Below are 20,126 nucleotides of genomic sequence, written 5' to 3'. Positions count from 1 at the left end.
TTCATGCCGGCACGGGTATTTCGCTGCCGGTTTGCTGCATCCGTGAAAAGCGTAATTTACATCAAGTCAGTGACGTTTAACGTGAAAAAACACACGCCCATATTTCTTAGTTTTTCCCTGATGTTAAGTTGTCTGAGTAGCAATGTGGTTTTGGCAGAGGCTATGCCGCCCGTTCTGACAAAACAGGATTTTTCCGTGGAGGTCAAAGACCAGTCCATCGCCCTGGGCGACAGATGGACTCCTGATATTGCCTGTAAAATTGAAATGCCAGTGGAAGGCAGTTTTACCGGTGAGGTTCCTTTTGACGGAATGAACTATAAATTCTTCCAGCATCAAAGGGCTGGGTTAGAAATATTCAGCTCCAATCTCTGGTGGGAAAAAGCGGAAAGAAGCGTTGATGATTATATCGTGTCTCAAATTACGCTGACTGACGAAGGCTTCGCAACGCCGCGTGGTATCCATGTGGGTTCAACGAGAGAGGAACTGAACAGCGCATACGGTACCGGTCAGGTCGACAATGATTCGGGGGAACAGTGGATTACCTACGAGTTGGGTAAAAAAGCGCTCTCGTTTGAGATGAAAGACGGCAACGTTTTGAAAATAAGCATGAATTACAACAATGGCTCTTCAGAGTAATTTATGACCAAGAAATATTTGGCAGTCGTCTTGTTCACCGCTTTATTGGCAGGCGTCGTTGAAACGTCATCGGCGCTTGAATTATCGCAATACAATAAGCTCAATACGGTTAGTCGCATCGTTAATGATAGCGAAGTGACAGACAATCTCAGGAAGACGCTGGGAAATCATTACCAGACCTATATTGATAACTTTGATGTCTTCGGGGAACCGCATACCACCCCAGGTGGCGGATTGTTTGTTGAAGGCTGGCTAAAGGATCTCTATCAGGAGAACGCGTCCGCGCTGGTCATTAATCCTGACGGCAAAATCTTTGCGGCCTGGGTGATTCCGGAGTCGGACGTTATTCATTACCAGTCTTCTGATAATAGCCCGGTTATTCATGCCGATATTCTGCAGTGGGCCGCCAGATTCAATGCGAAGCATTTTGCAACGAACAGCCAATCAGGCCTCGCGTTTGACGGAACTTGGGCCGGCGAATTCGAGAACGACTCAACGTTAACCCTGCGTTTAGCTGAATCAGGTAACCGTATCACAGGCTCCTATTGCTATATCTCCCAGAGAGGAAACCGCATAGATTGCCCGGAAGATGATGAGCAAAATCTTAGCGGTACGATCGTTGGCAATCGTGCCAGCGTTGAGTTCAACTCATCGTTTGGCGGCGTAGGCGGACGAGCTGTTCTGGAAATAAAAGGGAGTGCAATGGAATGGCGTTTAGTCACTCCTCCTCAAAAAGGAAATTATTATGCACCGCTGCGTTATACGTTACGTAAAGCCGCATCGTTTTATAGCGCTGAAACCAGAAAACTGGACACCGAAAAATTCGCTATTTCTCTTATAAACACGTGCGGTCATTTTGATAGCGAATGTGACGAGATGGTTTATCTCGGCGTGCGCAAAAGCGATAACAGTACCATCTCATTAAAGGGAAAAACGCTGCACGATCCAGCAGGTAAAATAATCGGTTCAACATACAAAAATGGCGAAGTCGCTTACACCGTGACGTACGCACCCGTGAAATTGGTTGTCAGCAAAGGCAACCATGTTTTAGTTGAACAGTCAGGCCAGTGGCTTAAATAACTATACAGCCAGCCAAAGGGCCAGCATGGATTGGCCTCTTTTGTTTCTCATCATATTAATCATCCCGAGTTCACTTATGAAATACACCCTTCAGGAAGGTTCGTTTTCCCTTTTTCCTGCTGCCTGGCAGGATAACAGCATGAACATTATTCGCGATGACGAAAGCGGGCTGTCCGTGGTGGTCAGCCGCGGCGTTATCCCGGACGGCAGCGACTACGAACAAGAGTTTCATCGCCAGTGGGACGTGCTGCGTCCTCAGATGGGTGAGATAGCCCAGAGCGAATTCCGGAACGTAAAAGCCGGTCCTGATGGAAAAATCAGCGGACTGGAAGTCGAGACCACCTTTGACCGTAACGGACAGCGCCTGTGGCAAAAACAGCTTGCCGTTCAGACGCCGGGCAAACCGGTATTGATGATTTTTACCCTCTCGGCATTAAGAACATTCACCGAAGAGGACGAGGTGCGCTGGAGCGCGCTTAAGCAGAGTCTGACGCTAAACGACAACCGGAATGTGTAAGGCATGAGCGATAACAACGCGGCTCGTAAGGGCGACGAGATTATTCACTCCAGCATTTTTGCTGACATCACCAGCATTGTGGCGGAAGGTGCCGCCTATGCGGTGATTGGCGCGGCGGTAGGGCTGGCGGCTACGGCTGCCGCGCCTCTACTCGGTGCGGGTGCTGCTGCCGCAGGCGTGGCGGCAATTGGATCCAGCTGTCTGTTAAGCGGGATTATCGGTGGCGTGCTGGCGAACGTGGCGGGTATTACCGACGATATCAGCAACGCCGCGGAAGGATTAGGCAATGCGCTTTTCCCTCCGTCACCTGCGGGTAAAATCACCACCGGTTCAAATAACGTTCTCACCAATGCTATCCCCGCCGCGCGCGCGGCAGGCACGCTGACGCCCGCCGATACCCCTTCCCCTGAGCCGCAGTCGCCGGGCAGCTTTGCCGATTACGCGGGCATGCTGCTTTCCGCCGCCGGACAGTTTGGCAGCGAAATGTGGCAGCCGAGCGTGGCTTCTGCCGCCGCGGGAACCTCGCCGCTGGAAGAAGATAAGGTGGCGTGTGAAAAGCACTCCGGGCCGCAGTACCTGGCGGAAGGCTCTAAAAGCGTCTTTATCAACGGGCAGCCCGCGGTGCGTGCGAAAGATCGCACCACCTGCGAAGGCACCGTTTCCGACGATGTCTCCCCGAACGTGATCATCGGCGGGGACACGCTCACGGTCCGCGATATCAAAAGCGGTAAAACGCCGGGCCTGGCGCTGGGGATGATTGCGCTCTCCCTGCTGCGCGGGCGCCCGGGCAAGATCCTCAAAAACATGCCCTGCGCGCTGGCAGCGGCCGGCGGTGGGATGCTGGCCGATATGGCGGTGAATGCCGTGTTCGGATCCTCGCACCCGGTTCACGCCGCCACCGGCGTGAAGGTGCTGAATGACGACGACGAACTCGATTTTTCCTTGCCGGGACGCTTCCCGCTGCGCTGGCAGCGCAGCTACAACAGCCTGACCACCCGAGAAGGGCTGTTCGGTCTGGGCTGGGCAACCACCTTTGACAGCTATCTGGCGCTGGAAGAAGACAACGCTACCTGGTTCGACGAAACCGGGCGCGAGTTGAGCTTCGGGCTGCCACCTGTCGACCGCGCGTTTTACAGCATCAGCGAAGGCATTATTATCCGCCGCAATGAGAGCGGCGACGTGGCGATTGCCGACGATGACGGCGCGGTGTGGCGTCTGTATAAACCAACCCGGGTGAATCCCTCCATACTGCGCCTGGCCTCCCTCAGCGATGAATACGGCAACGCGCTGCTGACGGAGTGGGACGAGCACGGCAGGCTGGTCGGCCTGCACGACGAGCCGCGGGCAATCGACGTCACCCTGCGCTATGAAGATGAACGATTCCCGCAGCGCGTTACCGCTGCCAGCCATTTCGACGGCAACCAGACCTGGCCGCTGATGCACTGGGGCTACGACGCGCGCGGCCAGCTGGCGAGCGCGACGGATGCCTCCGGCGTGGTGACGCGTGAATACCGCTATAACGACCACGGCCTGATGGTCTGGCACCGGATGCCGGGCGGTCTGGAGAGCGAATACCGCTGGAAAAAATTCGATCACTGGCGCGTGGTGGAAAACCGCACCAGCACCGGTGACGGCTGCCGCTTTAGCTATGATTTAGCAGCCGGGCTGACGACCGTCGAACACTACGACGGTCAGACGCGCCGCCACTACTGGAACGCGCAAAATCTGATTGTCCGCTACGTTGACGAGCGTGGTGAAAACTGGCGCTACGAGTGGGATGAGAACGAACTTCTGACGCGTCGCATCGATCCGCTCGGAAATGCCGTCACCTTCGTCTACGACGAAATGGGCAACCGGGTTCAGGAGATCGACGCCGACGGCAACACCCGCACCACCACCTGGCTGGAACACCGCGCGCTTCCTGCGGCCATTATTGAAGCCGACGGCAGCGCCACCCGGTTCTGGTACGACGAACACCACGGGCTGAAGCGCGTGGTGGATCCGATGGGGCAGACGACGCTGCTGCGACGGGATGAGTTTGGCCTGGTTGTAGAAGAGGTCGATGCCGCAGGCAACAGCCGCGATCAGGAGTACAACGAGGCCGGGCAGATCGTACGTTCGACGGACTGTTCCGGGCGTATTACCCGCTATCGCTATCACCCGCTGGGCTGGCTGGTGGCTGAGATTAGCGCCGATGGTGAAGAGACGCGTTACCGCTACGACGCCGCAGGGCGTCCGGTGCAGCTCGACCGACCGGAAGGCTGGACGGAGTCGCTCAAATGGAACGAACGTGGCCTGCCGGTGAAGCATGCTGGCGCCGACGGGAAAGAAAGTGAGTTCAGATACGATGAGGCCGGGCGCTTAACCGCCACCCGTAATACCCAGGGTGAAGAGGTCCGTCGCCGCTGGGACAGCCGCGGACGTCTGATTGCTCTTGAAAATGAAAACGGCGAAGCGTACCAGTTCCGCTGGGGCGCGGACTCTCTGCTGCTGGAAGAGGTGGGGCTTGATGGCGTGGCCTCGCAGTATCGCTATGACGCCTGCGGGCGCACGATAGCGCGCACGTTTGCCGCCGGCCATCCGGAGGCCATCACCCACGCCTTCGTCTGGAGCGCGAGCGGCCAGCTGGTCGCCCGCACCACGCCGGAAGGGAAGACCCGCTATCACTACACTCCGTCCGGGCTGTTAAGCCGGATTGGGCTGCACCCTGCGCTTTCAGCCGACGCGTGGACCACCGAGGCAGAGCAGGAGCTTGCCTTTGAGTATGACGCACTCGGTCGCGTCACCCGCGAAGCGGGCGAGCAAGGTGAGCTGGCGTGGGAGTATGATGCGCTGGGCAACCGCACCTCCGTCACGCTGCCCGATGGTCGCGAGCTGAAGCAGTTCTACTACGGCAGCGGGCATCTGCTCAGCATTGCTCTGGATAAGCTCTCGGTTTCCGATTTTACCCGCGACGAGCTTCACCGCGAGACCAGCCGCACCCAGGGGCTGCTGACCACCCGCAGCGAATACGACCGCCTGGGCCGACTGCATCGGCGGGACGTCTTTACCGGCAACGCCCAGCGCCCGTCGCCGCGCCGCTGGTCCCGCCGCTGGGATTATGACTACCGCAATAACCTGGTGCGGGAAGAGCGGGACGATAACCCGTTCAGCTGGTACCGCTGGCAGTACGACAGCGCCGGGCGTCTGCTTGTTCAGGACGGCACGCTGCCAGGCCAGGAACAATGGCGCTGGGATGCTGCCGGTAACCCGCTTGAAGGCTCTGCTGAGAAGGTCACGCACAACCGCCTGACGCAACTGAACGGCATTCGCTGGCGCTATGACATCCACGGCCGTACCGTGGAGAAGGATAACGGCCAGACCCGCTGGCACTACCGCTATGACGGCGAGCATCGCCTGACGGAGGTCATCAGCCAGCCAAGGGACCGCAACAGGCCGCAGACGCAGGTCAGCTTCCGCTACGATCCGCTCGGGCGACGCATCAGCAAAACGCGACGCCAGATGCTGGGCGGACAGCCAACCGGCAAGCCAGTCACCACCCGGTTTGTCTGGGAAGGATTTCGCCTGCTGCAGGAGGTGCACGGAGATGTGCCGCTCACCTACGTCTACAGCGATCAGGACAGCTATGACCCGCTGGCGCGTATTGACGGCGTTGATGCCCCGGAGATTTTCTGGTTCCACTGCCAGCCGAACGGCACGCCGGAGCGGATGACGGATATCGAAGGGCAGGTGCGCTGGGAAGGGGTGAACAGCGCCTGGGGCAAGCTGCTGCGGGAAAGCGAGACGCAGGTATCAGGATATTCTCAGAACCTGCGCATGCAGGGGCAATACCTGGACCGTGAGACAGGGCTGCACTACAATCTGTTCCGGTATTATGACCCGGACTGCGGAAGGTTTACGCAGCAGGACCCGATAGGGCTATATGGTGGGTTAAATCTTTACAGCTATGCTCCTAACCCATTAGGTTGGATAGATCCGCTGGGTCTATGTAAGAGAGGGGATCCCAATGCAACTGAGTCTATATTTAGGGTTCAAGGGGGAACGCCACCAAATGCAAGTCGGGTCAGAATCAAATTAGATTCTGCTAATAACCCAAAAATTCAGCGTGGAACCTTAAATATCAGTATTGGAGATAGCTCGCATGCTCAGCATTTCCTTGATATTAGAGGTGGTAATGCAGAAATTGTCTCCTTTAAAGTTCCTAAGTGGATGGCGGATTTCATAGAAGAAAGTGCAATACCTCAGGCCGGTTATCGTACTAATCCGTTAAATCAAGGTGGGTTAGCTCCTAAGCGTGTCGATCCGACAACGCCAGGTAGATCGTATGAATTACCATCAATATGGGCAGAATGGCTTGAAGAAGTAGCGATTCCAGGCTCGGGGAATGTAAAATAGGTTACTATATGAATGTTAATAAAGATGATGAACTCCTTGTAATAGTAAAGAACGAAGGAAGATTTTATTGGTTCGTTGCCTTTAAAGAAATGTGGGTTTTGGACAGAGTTAAATGGGTAGACGATTTTGTGAAAAACGGGGTAGAAATAAACCTACAGGATATCCATAAGGAAAGATATGACATACCAGTAGTAAATGAAAAAAACGCGCAGACATTCATTGATAACTTAATTAAAGATGGTTATTTACACGATAAGGATGATATAGCTGAGGCGTTTTACAATAGGCTTTCAGAAAAAACAACCTGGTGGGATATATATGATCTAATGCCGGATTTATTTATAGACTTTGAAAGTAAGCGACTATATTCTGAATATGTTGAGAGTATGCATTATCACAAATATGTTCCTGATGGTTGGTTCGGCGAACTTGTTGATTTCTGCAGTGATGGATCGTTACCTCAAGATGAAATGTTCTGGATAAAAAATGAAACAGATTATAGGAGCGTCGTGATCGCCAAAGGGTAAAAATATACTTTCGGCATGTCAATTTTAGACTATGTAATGTTAGATTCAACACGTTAATTAGTCCTTGTATTAAATGAACAAAAGCCGTTACCAGCCGTTTTGACAAACTTCAATGAACTCTGTGAAAAAGTATATTTGTCTGCACCTCCCCAAGGGACTTTTTTATTGCTTAAAACTCACTCTTCCAAGGGAAGTCGTCATTGTTTGTAGCTATGCGGTAAAAAACGGCTGGCATGATTGGTTTTTTCCTACGATGCATAACGTGTTGTCCCAATCCTGACCCGCGTATTAAGATTAAAATACACATAAACGTTATAACAATACCGGGGGGAAAAAGAGGAGCTGCATAAGCGGTTCCAACAAACGACTAAAAAAAACTGATAGGCAAAAGATGAGCACGGTTTACATTGTCATTATGACCTATATAAAACCATTCGAAGAAATCGATGCAGCGATACCTGCTCATGTTGAGTGGCTAAAAAAGTGTATGCAGAGGGGATTTTCCTGGCGTCCGGTAGACGGATCCCAAGAAACGGCGGTGTCATTCTCGCTAAGTGTGAGAGTCTTGCCTCTCTTGAGGAGCGCTTACGCGAGGATCCTTTTCAGAGGTTAAAGCTTGCGACTGTTGAGATCATTTCTTTTGAACCCAGCATGAAAACAGAACTATTGGAAAATGTGTTTTAACCCCGCAATAAAAAATCCACGCCAAAGCGTGGATTTTTTTCATTCAAAACCAATCAAACGTTAAACAGGAAGTTCATCACATCGCCATCTTTAACGATGTAATCTTTCCCTTCCGCACGCATCTTGCCTGCTTCTTTCGCGCCTTGCTCACCCTTGTAGGTGATAAAGTCTTCAAACGCGATAGTCTGCGCGCGAATAAAGCCTTTCTCAAAGTCGGTGTGGATCTTACCAGCCGCCTGAGGCGCAGTCGCACCTACAGGAATCGTCCACGCACGCACTTCTTTCACGCCAGCGGTGAAGTAGGTCTGCAGGTTCAGCAGCTCGTAGCCCGCGCGAATCACGCGGTTCAGGCCCGGCTCTTCGAGACCCAGCTCGGCCATGAACTCTTCACGGTCGGCGTCGTCCAGCTCGGCGATGTCGGATTCAACGGCAGCGCAAACCGCCACAACCACAGAACCTTCCGCCGCTGCGATTTCACGCACTTTGTCCAGGTACGGGTTGTTCTCAAAACCGTCTTCGTTAACGTTGGCAATGTACATGGTTGGCTTCAGGGTCAGGAAGCTCAGGTATTTGATCGCCGCCTTGTCTTCTTCAGTCAGGTTTTTCAGCGCGCGCAGCATGCCCGCGTTTTCCAGCTGTGGCAGACATTTTTCCAGCGCAGCCAGTTCCGCTTTCGCGTCCTTGTCGCCGCCTTTGGCTTTCTTCTGCACGCGGTGAATCGCGCGTTCGCAGGTGTCGAGGTCAGAGAGCGCCAGCTCGGTGTTGATAACGTCGATGTCGTCCGCCGGATCCACTTTGTTGTTAACGTGGATGATGTTGTCGTTCTCGAAGCAGCGCACTACGTGGCCGATCGCTTCGGTTTCACGAATGTTGGTCAGGAACTGGTTACCCAGACCTTCGCCTTTGGAGGCACCTTTTACCAGGCCCGCGATGTCCACGAACTCCATGGTGGTTGGCAGAATGCGCTGCGGCTTCACGATTTCCGCAAGCTGGTCCAGACGCGGGTCCGGCATTGGCACCACGCCGGTGTTCGGTTCGATGGTACAGAACGGGAAGTTCGCCGCTTCGATACCCGCTTTGGTAAGCGCGTTAAACAGGGTGGATTTGCCCACGTTTGGCAGACCGACGATACCGCATTTGAATCCCATTTCTAAATCACCTTAATATCTTGATAATCAATCCGTTAACGATAACCGATTGATGAAAAGTAAATAACTACGCCTATTATACACGTAACCCGCATGACGCGCGGTAAAAAAGCCGTATCGGGCGGATTATTGCGCTTTGAAAGCGTGTAAGCGGTTTGTCGCTTTCGTTAAGCCGTCTTTCAGCCAGATTTCGGTGCAGCGCGCCGCTTCGTCTACCGCTTCGTCAATCAGTTTCTGCTCAGAAACCGGGGGCTTACCGAGTACGAAACCGACAACTTTGTTTTTATCGCCCGGATGGCCGATTCCCACGCGCAAACGGTGGAAATTCGGGTTATTGCCCAGCTTGCTGATGATGTCTTTAAGACCGTTGTGGCCGCCGTGCCCGCCGCCCAGCTTGAATTTCGCCACGCCTGGGGGGAGATCCAGCTCATCGTGGGCGACCAGAATTTCATCCGGACTGATGCGATAAAACGTTGCCATGGCCGCCACGGCTTTGCCGCTCAGGTTCATAAAGGTGGTGGGCACCAGCAGGCGAACATCTGCGCCAGCAAGGTTGATACGTGAGGTATAGCCGAAGAATTTTGGTTCTTCACGCAGGGGAGCACGTAACCGTTCGGCCAGCAGATCGACGTACCATGCCCCGGCATTGTGGCGGGTGGCTGCATACTCTGCGCCCGGGTTGGCGAGGCCGACAATCAGTTTAATCGTCACGATTCAATTCCTAATGGGTTCCAGATCTGGCGCGTAGTTTACTGTCTGGCGCGCCGGTTGACAAAATTCTGCGATCGTAACAGCGAAATACAAATAATTACTTATCTGAACAATTAGAATTTCAAGCTGTTCAACATGTTATTTGTAAATTTTTGTCTGGGAGTTATCTGTAATTGTGATCATTCACGCAACTCATAAAAGGGGCGTTGTCTATACTTTACACACAAGGATTAGGGGCTTTTCCCCTGACAACCCAAAGTTCCGGAGGTGACACATGAAACGCAAAAACGCTTCGTTACTCGGTAACGTGCTGATGGGGTTGGGGCTCTTCGTGATGGTAGTCGGCGTGGGTTATTCCATTTTAAACCAGCTGCCGCAGCTTGATCTCCCGCAATACTTCGCGCATGGCGCGGTACTGAGTATCTTCCTCGGTGCGGTGTTGTGGCTTGCCGGGGCGCGCGTAAGCGGACATGAGGAAGTCTGCGATAAATACTGGTGGGTGCGCCATTACGATAAACGCTGCCGCCGTGACCAGCATAAGCACAGCTAGTGCCCGATACAGAATACCGAAACGACTCCATCTGGAGTCGTTTTTTTTGCATAGCATATTGACCCTCACGTAACGTAAGGCTCCAGAGTGGCGGCACTGGCAAAGAAAAAAGGAGCAGTTATGTTGATTCAGGTGGGCGAACTTGCGAAACGAGCCGGTATCACCGTGCGGACATTGCATCACTACGAGCAAACAGGGCTGCTGCTGCCTTCTGCCAGAAGCGCGGCAGGTTACCGGCTTTACAACCTGGCGGATGTGCAGCGACTGCACATGATCCAGGCGCTGGCAAAAGCGGGGCTGGAACTTGCTGAAATCAGGGACTTTCTGGAAAAGGAGTCGCTGTCGTTAACCGAGCTACTCGATGCGCAAATTACGCTGCTGGATGAACAGCTGCGCAGCATACACACGCTGCGCGACCGGCTGGTGGAGCTGCGTACCGGGCTTACCGATGATGCGACGCCGGATCTGGAATCCTGGCTACAGACTCTGGAGTTGATGAATATGTACGATCGCTGGTTTAGCAAAGAAGAGTTACAGCAGCTGCCGTTTGCGGTGCAGAAGGACGCGCTGTCGGCTATCTGGTCAGGGCTGGTGGCAGAGGCCAACGCGTTGCTGGAACAGGATATACCCGTTGCTGACACGCGGGCGATGGATCTGGCGACGCGCTGGATGGAACGCCTGGAGCAGGACACGGCGGGCAGGCCGGAGTTTCTCACCCGCCTGAACGAGATGCACAGCGTGGAGCCTCAAATGCGCGAGCAGACCGGCATCACGCCGGAGATGACCGATTACATCACGCGCGCGTTTGCGGAATCTAAGCTCAGCATATGGGAGAAATACCTCACTGCCGAAGAGATGGCCTTTACCCGGGCGCACTACTTTGACCGCATGATGGAGTGGCCACCGCTGGTGGCGAAGCTGCATCAGGCACAGCGGGAAAATCTCGATCCTGCTGCGGAGGAGGCGCAAAAGCTGGCGGAAAACTGGCTGATGTTATTCCAGTCGTACGCAGGGACGAACCCGGAGACCCAGCAAAAGTTTCGCGTTGCCATGCAGCAGGAACCGCATCTGATGAAAGGGACGTGGATGACGCCTGCCGTGCTTGCATGGCTCCAGCAGGCGATCGGGGTGATGATGCAGAGACGTTTCTCTGCATCGGGTAACTCACAGATCCGCTAAGGCGGCTTCCCGGTTAGGGTAGAAGGATAAGCGGCCAGGGATTGGCTGCACGCCCGCGCGCGCCATGGTGCGCAGGGGCTGGAATTCGAGGTTACTCACCCGCAGCTCGCAGCCTTCCGGCAGACGTTTCACAAAGCGCTGGAAGGCATCCAGGCCGCCGGCATCCAGCACCGGTACGGCATCCCATTTCAGCACCACAACCCGTTTGCCCATGATGCGGGACTCCAGATCGCTGAACAGACCTTCCGCCGCGGCGAAGAACAGCGGGCCAATCACGCGCAGCACCAGCACATCGTCAGGCACCTCTACGTTAACCGGGGAAAGGCGCGTCATCTGCGCGATGCGGCGCATAAACAGCAGGGAAGCGAGTACGATCCCGACGCTGATGGCGATAACCATATCAAACAGCACGGTCAGCGACATGCAGATCAGCATCACGATGATGTCGTCTTTCGGCGCGCGACGCAGCAGGTTAACCACCTTATGCGCCTCACTCATATTCCAGGCCACCATCAGCAGCAGGGCGGCCATGGCGGAAAGCGGCAGCCAGGAGAGCAGCGGGGCGAGGATCAGCAGGGCGAGGATCACCAGCACGGAGTGGATAACCGCCGAAACGGGGGAGGTCGCCCCCGCGCGCACGTTTGCCGCAGAACGGGCGATGGCTGCCGTTGCGGTAATACCGCCAAAGAACGGTGCGATGAGGTTGCCTAACCCCTGACCGACCAGTTCGCTGTTGGCTTTGTGTTTGGTACCGGTCATACCGTCGAGGACGACGGCGCAGAGCAGAGATTCAATCGCCCCCAGCATCGCCATGGAGAACGCGGCGGGTAGCAATGCGCGCAGAGAATCCCAGCTCAGTGTGAAAGTGGAGCCCGGCATGTCCCACGGCAACACCAGCTGAGGTAACAGTTGCGGAATGCCGCTACCCTGCGAGCCGTCCGCCAGGACATAGTGAAACTGCGAGCCGATAGTCGCGACATGGCCACCGAACATATTGACGATGGCCATCACCGCGCAGCCCAGCAGCAGCGCGGGCAGATGGCCCGGCAGGCGAATACCGAGGCGAGGCCAGACGATCAGCGTCCCGAGCGTCACAATCCCGATGGCGGCGTCGCCCAGGTTGGCGGTCGGCAGCGCCATAAACAGCGCCCCCACTTTTTGCAGGTAGTGCTCCGGTACGTGGGGCATCTGCAGGCCGAGGAAATCTTTGATCTGCATGGTTCCGATGGTGATCCCAATCCCCGAGGTGAACCCGAGCGTGACGGAAAGGGGGATGTACTCAATCAACCGACCAAAGCGGGCCAGGCCAAACAGAATTAAAAAAAGGCCGGACATCAGGGTGGCAACCAGCAGGCCCGCCAGACCAAACTGTTGCGAAACCGGGTAGAGGATCACAACGAAGGCGGCGGTCGGGCCGGAGACGCTGAAGCGCGAGCCGCCCGTCAGAGCAATAACGATCCCGGCAACGGCCGAGGTGTACAGACCATACTGCGGCGCAACGCCGCTGCCAATCGCCAGCGCCATCGCCAGCGGGATGGCAATAATGCCGACGGTGATCCCGGCAATCAGGTCACGGACAAAACGTGACGAGGTGTACTTTTCTTTCCAGCAGGCGTCGATGAGGGCGCGAAAGGGCAGAACATGTGAGGAGGCTACGTTTTTCACAATTATCTATCATCCGTATGCGCATCATCTGTCATGTGAATGGCAGGTGAAGGAGGCATTAATCATACAAATAAAACCCAGAGACAAAAAAACCCGCCGCAGCGGGTTTTTGGGCCGTGTTCGATTAGTGTTCGAACATTGCAGAGATGGATTCTTCGTTGCTGATACGACGAATCGCTTCGGCCAGCATCCCGGACAGGGTCAGGGTACGCACGTTTGGCAGTGCCTTGATCTCGTCGCTCAGTGGGATGGTATCGCATACCACAACTTCGTCAATGACGGAGTTGCGCAGGTTGTTCACCGCGTTACCGGAGAAGATCGGGTGAGTCGCGTAAGCAAATACGCGCTTGGCACCACGCTCTTTCAGCGCTTCGGCGGCTTTACAGAGCGTGCCGCCGGTATCGATCATGTCGTCAACCAGCACGCAGTCGCGGCCAGCAACGTCACCGATGATGTGCATCACCTGAGAAACGTTAGCGCGCGGACGGCGTTTGTCGATGATCGCCATGTCGGTATCGTTCAGCAGTTTAGCGATAGCACGGGCACGTACCACGCCGCCGATGTCCGGAGAAACCACGATTGGGTTGTCCAGGTTCAGCTGCAGCATGTCTTCCAGCAGGATTGGGCTGCCGAATACGTTATCAACCGGGACGTCGAAGAAGCCCTGGATCTGCTCTGCGTGCAGGTCAACGGTCAGTACGCGGTCAACGCCGACGCTGGACAGGAAGTCAGCGACAACTTTAGCGGTAATTGGCACACGCGCGGAACGGACGCGACGGTCCTGACGAGCATAGCCGAAGTAAGGGATTACAGCAGTGATACGGCCTGCTGAAGCGCGACGCAGGGCGTCGACCATAACAACCAGTTCCATCAGGTTGTCGTTCGTTGGAGCACAGGTGGACTGGATGATGAAAATATCACCACCGCGTACATTTTCGTTAATTTGTACGCTGACTTCGCCGTCGCTAAAGCGACCTACAGCGGCGTCGCCGAGGGAAGTGTACAGGCGGTTGGCAATACGTTGTGCTAGTTCCGGGGTGGCGTTACCAGCAAAAAGCTTCATATCAGGCACGAGAAGAACCTCAGGCATGCGTCCAGTGGTGGATAGCGTTCGCCGTAAACTGTGCGGGCCAGGCAAAGGCTATCCAGGCGGTGTATTAAAGAGCGCGATGCAACGTCTGGAACAGGGTGACGTTGTCACCGAAACTCAGTCTGCGCCAGAATTGCCTGCTGTAGCGGGGAAGTGTTCATCCCGCGCGCTACGAAACCATGCAGCCAATCCGGCGCTTGCTCAAGCACCTGACGAGCGGCGGATTCGGTGTCAAATTCAGCAAAGACACAGGCCCCTGTACCAGTCAGGCGCGACGGCGCGTATTCTAACAGCCAGGAAAGCACCGCATCAACCTCGCGAAAACGTTTTCTTGCGATATCCTCGCAATCGTTGCTGAATTCACAATTTAATAACGTTTCTATTGACCGTACCGGGGTATTTCTTTTCAGGTCAGGATCTTTAAAGATGACCGGGGTCGGAATGCTCACGCCGGGGTGGGCAACCAGATACCATTTTTCCGGAGGGTTGACCGGGGAGAGGATCTCGCCCACGCCCTCGGCAAAGGCCGCGTGACCGCGAACAAACACCGGGACATCTGCGCCCAGCGTTAAGCCCAAAGCAGCCAGTTCGTCCTTCGCCAGCCCGCAGCCCCAGAGGTGGTTCAGCGCAACCAGCACGGTGGCGGCGTTGGATGAGCCCCCGCCGAGACCGCCACCCATCGGCAGACGCTTATCGATGCGGATATCCGCACCGCTTCCCGCCGGCAGCCACCCCGACTCCGCGGCGGCGTTCATCAGCAAACGCGCGGCGCGCACGATCAGGTTGTCCTCATGCGCCACGCCGTCGACCGGCGTCAGCAGGCAAATCTGCCCATCCTGACGTGGTTCAATCGCAATCGTGTCGCCATAGTCAATAAACTGAAACAGCGTCTGCAGGGTGTGATACCCGTCAGCACGCTGGCCGGTGATGTATAAAAACAGGTTCAGCTTCGCCGGAGAAGGCCAGTGGGTCATCATTTAACGATCCAGTTGTCCATCTTCAGCTTGATGCGCTGGCTGCCCTGGGTCAGCTCCATGTTCGATGGCAGCGACGGTTTACTCTTGCTGTCATAGGCGCTGTACACCACTTTCCAGGTTTTGCCGTTCTGGGTGTAGTTGACCTGGCTCAGACGATACTGGTCGTCAAGCGTATAGTCGGTTGCTTCTCCCGGCAGGCCGAGGATCCACTGGCGCAGGCTGTTCAGCGGAATAGGCATCCCGGTCAGCTTGCCAATCATCTCTTCGGCATCGGTCGCGGTGTAGTGCTGGCCTTTGTTATCGGTGATCTGCGCTTCGCCCGGTTTGGCGATAAGCTCCAGCTCGGTGCTGCCCAGCGGGTTCAGCAGCAACAGGCGATAGTTGTCCTGCCCCGTTTGCTGCCAGAAGAAGCGGGCATAAACCTTTTGTTCGTCAGAGAGATAGGCGAAGGCGCCCCGCGTCTGGTACTGCTTCAAATTAAGGACGTCCTGCTGGTGCTGACGCCACTGCGGTGAATCAGGGCTTTTGCCCGGGCCTTTTGGTTGGGTGACAGTACAGGCGGTCAGAACCAGTGCCGCCAGCGGCAGCAGGCGAATCAGTCGGGTCATAATGAGGACAAATCCTTGAGATACGTTGCAGTTATAACTGTTAATGCTAGCGCCCCGCAGTGCTACCGTCTACGTTCAAATTATCTCAAAGCGTTGAGTAACCTATTACTCCGAAAGGAGGCGGTCTCTTTTATTGATCTCGCGCATCCTGTATGATGCGTCCTGCTAACCTTATTAACGCTGGTACTACTCCCGCTCAACATGACCCTATTAGCACTCGGCATCAACCACAAAACGGCCCCGGTTTCGCTGCGAGAACGCGTTACGTTTTCGCCGGATACGCTTGACCTGGCGCTGGACAGCCTGCTTGCACAGCCGATGGTGCAGGGTGGCGTGGTGCTCTCGACGTGCAACCGTACCGAGCTGTATTTAAGCGTGGAAGAGCAGGATAACCTGCACGACGCGCTGATCCGCTGGCTATGCGACTACCACAATCTTAACGAAGACGAACTGCGTAACAGCCTGTACTGGCATCAGGATAATGATGCGGTCAGCCATCTGATGCGCGTCGCCAGCGGGCTGGATTCGCTGGTGCTCGGTGAGCCGCAGATTCTGGGGCAGGTGAAAAAAGCGTTTGCGGATTCGCAAAAAGGGCATCTGAAGGCTAGCGAGCTGGAGCGCATGTTCCAGAAGTCCTTCTCCGTGGCGAAGCGTGTGCGAACCGAAACCGACATTGGTGCCAGTGCGGTTTCTGTTGCTTTCGCGGCCTGTACCCTTGCACGCCAAATCTTCGAATCCCTTTCCACCGTCACCGTGATGCTGGTAGGCGCGGGCGAAACCATCGAGCTTGTGGCGCGCCATCTGCGCGAGCATAAGGTGAAAAAGATGATTATCGCGAACCGAACCCGCGAACGTGCGCAGGTGCTGGCGGATGAAGTGGGTGCAGAGGTGGTTGCGCTGAGCGACATCGATGAACGCCTGAAGGAGGCGGACATTATTATCAGCTCTACCGCCAGCCCGCTGCCAATCATCGGTAAAGGGATGGTGGAGCGCGCGCTGAAGTCGCGTCGTAATCAGCCTATGCTGCTGGTGGATATCGCCGTTCCGCGCGATGTTGAGCCAGAAGTCGGCAAGCTGGCGAACGCCTACCTCTACAGCGTGGATGACCTGCAAAGCATCATTTCGCACAACCTCGCCCAGCGTAAAGCGGCGGCGGTGCAGGCGGAAACTATCGTTGAGCAGGAAACCAGCGAGTTTATGGCCTGGCTGCGCGCGCAAAGCGTCAGCGAGACCATCCGCGAGTACCGCGGGCAGGCGGAGCAGGTGCGTGATGACCTGACTGCCAAAGCGTTAGCGGCCCTGGAACAGGGCGGCGACGCGCAGGCGATTATGCAGGATCTGGCGTGGAAGCTGACCAACCGCCTGATCCATGCCCCAACCAAATCTCTTCAACAGGCTGCCCGTGACGGGGATGATGAACGCCTGACTATTCTGCGCAACAGCCTCGGGCTGGAATAGCGCCCTATACCCATTTTCTAAGACAAGGTGCACTTACGCCTATGAAGCCTTCTATCGTCGCTAAACTGGAAGCTCTGCACGAGCGCCATGAAGAAGTACAGGCGCTGCTCGGCGATGCCGGGACCATCGCGGACCAGGAACGTTTTCGCGCGCTTTCGCGTGAATATGCGCAGTTGAGTGATGTGTCTAAATGCTTTACCGACTGGCGACAGGTTCAGGAAGATATTGAAACCGCGCAGATGATGCTCGACGATCCTGAGATGCGCGAGATGGCGCAGGAAGAGCTGCAGGATGCAAAAGCGCGTTCTGAAGAGATGGAGCAGCAGCTTCAGGTGCTGCTGCTGCCGAAAGATCCGGACGACGAGCGTAACGCGTTTGTGGAAGTGCGCGCCGGTACCGGCGGTGACGAAGCGGCGCTGTTTGCCGGGGATCTGTTCCGCATGTACAGCCGCTACGCCGAATCGCGCCGCTGGCGCGTCGAGATCATGAGCGCCAACGAAGGCGAACACGGTGGCTACAAAGAGGTTATCGCCAAGATCAGCGGCGACGGCGTGTACGGCCGTCTGAAGTTTGAATCCGGCGGTCACCGCGTGCAGCGCGTGCCGGCCACGGAATCTCAGGGCCGCATTCACACCTCCGCCTGTACGGTGGCGGTGATGCCGGAGCTGCCGGAAGCGGAACTGCCGGACATCAACCCGGCGGATCTGCGCATCGACACCTTCCGTTCCTCCGGCGCGGGTGGACAACACGTTAACACCACCGATTCCGCCATCCGTATTACCCACCTGCCGACCGGCATCGTGGTGGAGTGCCAGGACGAACGTTCGCAGCACAAAAACAAAGCCAAAGCGTTGTCCGTGCTGGGTGCGCGCATCCACGCGGCTGAAATGGCGAAGCGTCAGCAGGCGGAAGCCTCTACGCGTCGTAACCTGCTGGGCAGCGGCGATCGCAGCGACCGTAACCGCACCTACAACTTCCCGCAGGGCCGCGTGACCGACCACCGCATCAACCTGACCCTGTACCGTCTGGACGAGGTGATGGAAGGGAAGCTGGATATGCTGATTGAGCCTATCGTGCAGGAATACCAGGCCGACCAGCTGGCGGCGCTGTCCGAGCAGGAATAATGGATTTTCAGCGCTGGTTACGCGAGGCGGCCGGTGAGCTTTCAGAAAGCGAAAGCCCGAAGCGTGATGCCGAAATTTTGCTTGAGCATGTGACGGGTAAAGCCCGCACGTACCTGCTGGCATTCGGTGAGACGCTGCTGACCGCTGAGCAGAAAGTACGGCTCGCCGCGCTGCTTGCCCGCCGTAAAACGGGCGAGCCGGTGGCGCACCTGGTCGGTGAGCGCGAGTTCTGGTCGCTACCGCTGTACGTCTCGGCGGCAACGCTGATCCCGCGTCCGGACACTGAATGTCTGGTGGAGCAGGCGCTGGCGCGTTTACCAACAGCTCCCTGCAGCATTCTCGATCTCGGGACGGGAACAGGTGCTATCGCGCTGGCGCTCGCCAGCGAGCGCCCCGATTGCGATGTGACGGCGGTAGATGTGATGCCCGACGCGGTGGCGCTGGCGCAGCGTAACGTGGAACGTCTCGCTCTCCGCAACGTGACGGTGCTGCAAAGCAGCTGGTTTGCCGCGCTGGAGAATCGCTCATTTGCGATGATTGTCAGCAATCCTCCTTACATCGACGAACATGACCCACACCTTGCGCAGGGCGATGTTCGCTTCGAACCGCTGACGGCGCTCGTTGCCGCCAACGCGGGATTAGCCGATCTTGATCACATTGTGACAATGTCACGGAAACATTTACTTCCTGGCGGCTGGCTGCTCGTGGAGCATGGCTGGACGCAGGGAGAAGCCGTGCGGTCACTGTTTACGCAAGCAGGCTACGTCGCAGTCGAAACCTGTCGCGACTACGGCGGCAACGAACGCCTGACGCTGGGGCAGTGGGCTTGAGTGCCGGGTATCTGCCATTTACTGATAAAGGCGTAAGGCTGACTGAAAGGCAGTTTGGCGTTATCATCTACATCGTTTTGAGTTTTATCGCGCCTGAGCGTCCTTGTTCGCTCAGTCGTTACTGGGGTAAGTCATGAAGTCCTTAGCCGATTTCGAATTTAATAAAGTGCCGCTTTGCGATGGCATGATCCTGATTTCGGAGATGATACGCGACGATTTTACGTCGCAGTACGTCTACGATGAGCTGGAGAATCTGGTCAGCCTGGCGCGTGAAGAGATCAATCAGGCGCGCCCGCAGGACTGGCAATTAGAGAAGCTTCTGGAACTTTTCTACGGCGAATGGGGTTTCTGCGACACGCGTGGCGTGTATCGCCTGTCTGACGCATTATGGCTGGACCAGGTCTTAAAAAATCGTCAGGGCAGCGCTGTTGCGCTGGGCTCTATTTTGCTGTGGGTTGCGCACCGGCTGGATATTCCGCTGGTGCCGGTCATTTTTCCGACGCAGATGATCCTGCGTGCGGAGTGGCTGGACGGTGAGATGTGGCTCATTAATCCGTTTAATGGCGACACGCTGGATGAGCATACGCTGGACGTCTGGCTGAAGGGCAACATCAGCCCGGTGGCCGAGCTCTTTAACGAAGATCTCGACGAAGCCGACAACGCCGAAGTCATCCGCAAGCTGCTGGATACGCTGAAGTCAGCGCTGATGGAAGAGCGTCAGATGGAGCTGGCCTTGCGTGCCAGCGAAGTGCTGCTGCAGTTTAATCCGGAAGATCCGTACGAGATACGCGACCGCGGGCTTATCTATGCCCAGCTCGACTGCGAGCACGTGGCGCTGAACGATCTGAGCTATTTCGTCGAGCAGTGCCCGGAAGATCCGATTAGCGAAATGATTCGCGCGCAGATCAACGCGATCTCGCACAAACAAATTACACTGCATTAATCTT

General features: G+C 55.9%; 17 protein-coding genes and 2 pseudogenes. 13 read left to right on the top strand and 6 right to left on the bottom strand.

Going from position 1 to position 20,126, the window contains the following annotated elements; all coding sequences use genetic code 11:
- The first annotated feature begins 81 nt into the window (after window positions 1–81).
- From V1603_RS16785 to V1603_RS16760, 6 genes and pseudogenes are all read left to right on the top strand, one after another.
- The gene (locus V1603_RS16785) at window positions 82–636 is read left to right on the top strand and encodes a hypothetical protein (RefSeq protein WP_395312985.1); all 555 of its coding nucleotides are present in this window, start codon (window positions 82–84) and stop codon (window positions 634–636) included.
- 3 nt (window positions 637–639) lie between these two features.
- A complete protein-coding gene (locus V1603_RS16780; RefSeq protein WP_395312984.1) occupies window positions 640–1,716 on the top strand; it encodes a hypothetical protein in 1,077 nt (358 codons plus the stop codon).
- Between the two features lie 76 nt (window positions 1,717–1,792).
- The gene (locus V1603_RS16775; protein ID WP_116339361.1) at window positions 1,793–2,233 is read left to right on the top strand and encodes a DcrB-related protein; all 441 of its coding nucleotides are present in this window, start codon (window positions 1,793–1,795) and stop codon (window positions 2,231–2,233) included.
- Window positions 2,234–2,236: 3 nt separating this feature from the next.
- The gene (locus V1603_RS16770) at window positions 2,237–6,628 is read left to right on the top strand and encodes an RHS repeat-associated core domain-containing protein (RefSeq protein WP_395312983.1); all 4,392 of its coding nucleotides are present in this window, start codon (window positions 2,237–2,239) and stop codon (window positions 6,626–6,628) included.
- A gap of 8 nt (window positions 6,629–6,636) precedes the next feature.
- A complete protein-coding gene (locus V1603_RS16765) occupies window positions 6,637–7,155 on the top strand; it encodes a hypothetical protein (RefSeq protein WP_395312982.1) in 519 nt (172 codons plus the stop codon).
- A gap of 391 nt (window positions 7,156–7,546) precedes the next feature.
- Window positions 7,547–7,839 (top strand): annotated as a pseudogene (locus V1603_RS16760) (YciI family protein).
- A gap of 53 nt (window positions 7,840–7,892) precedes the next feature.
- On the opposite strand, the gene ychF reads toward V1603_RS16760, so the two are convergent.
- Entirely contained in the window at window positions 7,893–8,987 is a 1,095-nt protein-coding gene (gene ychF / locus V1603_RS16755) for a redox-regulated ATPase YchF (protein ID WP_010432886.1), read from the bottom strand.
- 126 nt (window positions 8,988–9,113) lie between these two features.
- On the bottom strand, window positions 9,114–9,698 hold the full coding sequence (gene pth / locus V1603_RS16750) for an aminoacyl-tRNA hydrolase (protein ID WP_047652242.1): 585 nt from the start codon (window positions 9,696–9,698) through the stop codon (window positions 9,114–9,116).
- Window positions 9,699–9,972: 274 nt separating this feature from the next.
- Between pth and ychH the strand changes: the two genes are divergently transcribed.
- The gene (ychH, locus tag V1603_RS16745) at window positions 9,973–10,248 is read left to right on the top strand and encodes a stress-induced protein YchH (protein WP_008499505.1); all 276 of its coding nucleotides are present in this window, start codon (window positions 9,973–9,975) and stop codon (window positions 10,246–10,248) included.
- Window positions 10,249–10,368: 120 nt separating this feature from the next.
- Window positions 10,369–11,427 (top strand): MerR family transcriptional regulator, encoded by a 1,059-nt coding sequence (locus V1603_RS16740; protein ID WP_320721230.1) that lies wholly within the window; start codon window positions 10,369–10,371, stop codon window positions 11,425–11,427.
- Here V1603_RS16740 and dauA read toward each other — a convergent pair.
- From dauA to lolB, 4 genes are all read right to left on the bottom strand, one after another.
- Window positions 11,413–13,092, bottom strand: a complete 1,680-nt coding sequence (gene dauA, locus V1603_RS16735) for a C4-dicarboxylic acid transporter DauA (RefSeq protein WP_116339368.1) — start codon at window positions 13,090–13,092, stop codon at window positions 11,413–11,415. The genes V1603_RS16740 and dauA overlap by 15 nt on opposite strands.
- 124 nt (window positions 13,093–13,216) lie before the next feature.
- Window positions 13,217–14,164, bottom strand: a complete 948-nt coding sequence (gene prs / locus V1603_RS16730; RefSeq protein WP_003856663.1) for a ribose-phosphate diphosphokinase — start codon at window positions 14,162–14,164, stop codon at window positions 13,217–13,219.
- 125 nt (window positions 14,165–14,289) lie between these two features.
- Entirely contained in the window at window positions 14,290–15,159 is an 870-nt protein-coding gene (gene ispE / locus V1603_RS16725) for a 4-(cytidine 5'-diphospho)-2-C-methyl-D-erythritol kinase (RefSeq protein WP_395312981.1), read from the bottom strand.
- Entirely contained in the window at window positions 15,156–15,767 is a 612-nt protein-coding gene (gene lolB / locus V1603_RS16720; RefSeq protein ID WP_028013462.1) for a lipoprotein insertase outer membrane protein LolB, read from the bottom strand. The genes ispE and lolB overlap by 4 nt, the downstream gene beginning before the upstream one ends.
- 201 nt (window positions 15,768–15,968) lie before the next feature.
- Between lolB and hemA the strand changes: the two genes are divergently transcribed.
- The 5 genes and pseudogenes from hemA to sirB1 all read left to right on the top strand — a co-directional run bounded on the left by hemA (window position 15,969) and on the right by sirB1 (window position 20,122).
- Entirely contained in the window at window positions 15,969–17,225 is a 1,257-nt protein-coding gene (hemA, locus tag V1603_RS16715) for a glutamyl-tRNA reductase (RefSeq protein ID WP_021240361.1), read from the top strand.
- A gap of 41 nt (window positions 17,226–17,266) precedes the next feature.
- Entirely contained in the window at window positions 17,267–18,349 is a 1,083-nt protein-coding gene (gene prfA / locus V1603_RS16710) for a peptide chain release factor 1 (protein WP_021240360.1), read from the top strand.
- Window positions 18,349–19,179, top strand: a complete 831-nt coding sequence (prmC, locus tag V1603_RS16705) for a peptide chain release factor N(5)-glutamine methyltransferase (RefSeq protein ID WP_395312980.1) — start codon at window positions 18,349–18,351, stop codon at window positions 19,177–19,179. The genes prfA and prmC overlap by 1 nt, the downstream gene beginning before the upstream one ends.
- 8 nt (window positions 19,180–19,187) lie before the next feature.
- Window positions 19,188–19,271: pseudogene (locus V1603_RS16700) on the top strand (siroheme synthase); the annotation flags it as partial.
- A gap of 41 nt (window positions 19,272–19,312) precedes the next feature.
- Window positions 19,313–20,122, top strand: coding sequence for an invasion regulator SirB1 (sirB1, locus tag V1603_RS16695; protein WP_008499515.1), 810 nt, complete (start codon window positions 19,313–19,315; stop codon window positions 20,120–20,122).
- Window positions 20,123–20,126 lie beyond the last annotated feature (4 nt).

It is taken from the genome of Enterobacter sp. ECC-219 (assembly GCF_043966805.1).
Taxonomy (GTDB): Bacteria; Pseudomonadota; Gammaproteobacteria; order Enterobacterales; family Enterobacteriaceae; genus Enterobacter; species Enterobacter cloacae_N.
This window is presented reverse-complemented; position numbering and strand designations above follow the sequence as displayed.

Bases quoted from the DNA above. Each gene is read 5' to 3' on its own strand.
- lolB (WP_028013462.1), bottom strand. From the start codon at position 15,767: ATGACCCGACTGATTCGCCTGCTGCCGCTGGCGGCACTGGTTCTGACC.
- ychH (WP_008499505.1), top strand. From the start codon at position 9,973: ATGAAACGCAAAAACGCTTCGTTACTCGGTAACGTGCTGATGGGGTTG.
- V1603_RS16775 (WP_116339361.1), top strand. From the start codon at position 1,793: ATGAAATACACCCTTCAGGAAGGTTCGTTTTCCCTTTTTCCTGCTGCC.
- ispE (WP_395312981.1), bottom strand. From the start codon at position 15,159: ATGATGACCCACTGGCCTTCTCCGGCGAAGCTGAACCTGTTTTTATAC.
- sirB1 (WP_008499515.1), top strand. From the start codon at position 19,313: ATGAAGTCCTTAGCCGATTTCGAATTTAATAAAGTGCCGCTTTGCGAT.
- V1603_RS16765 (WP_395312982.1), top strand. From the start codon at position 6,637: ATGAATGTTAATAAAGATGATGAACTCCTTGTAATAGTAAAGAACGAA.
- ychF (WP_010432886.1), bottom strand. From the start codon at position 8,987: ATGGGATTCAAATGCGGTATCGTCGGTCTGCCAAACGTGGGCAAATCC.
- prmC (WP_395312980.1), top strand. From the start codon at position 18,349: ATGGATTTTCAGCGCTGGTTACGCGAGGCGGCCGGTGAGCTTTCAGAA.
- hemA (WP_021240361.1), top strand. From the start codon at position 15,969: ATGACCCTATTAGCACTCGGCATCAACCACAAAACGGCCCCGGTTTCG.
- V1603_RS16740 (WP_320721230.1), top strand. From the start codon at position 10,369: ATGTTGATTCAGGTGGGCGAACTTGCGAAACGAGCCGGTATCACCGTG.
- V1603_RS16780 (WP_395312984.1), top strand. From the start codon at position 640: ATGACCAAGAAATATTTGGCAGTCGTCTTGTTCACCGCTTTATTGGCA.
- prfA (WP_021240360.1), top strand. From the start codon at position 17,267: ATGAAGCCTTCTATCGTCGCTAAACTGGAAGCTCTGCACGAGCGCCAT.
- V1603_RS16770 (WP_395312983.1), top strand. From the start codon at position 2,237: ATGAGCGATAACAACGCGGCTCGTAAGGGCGACGAGATTATTCACTCC.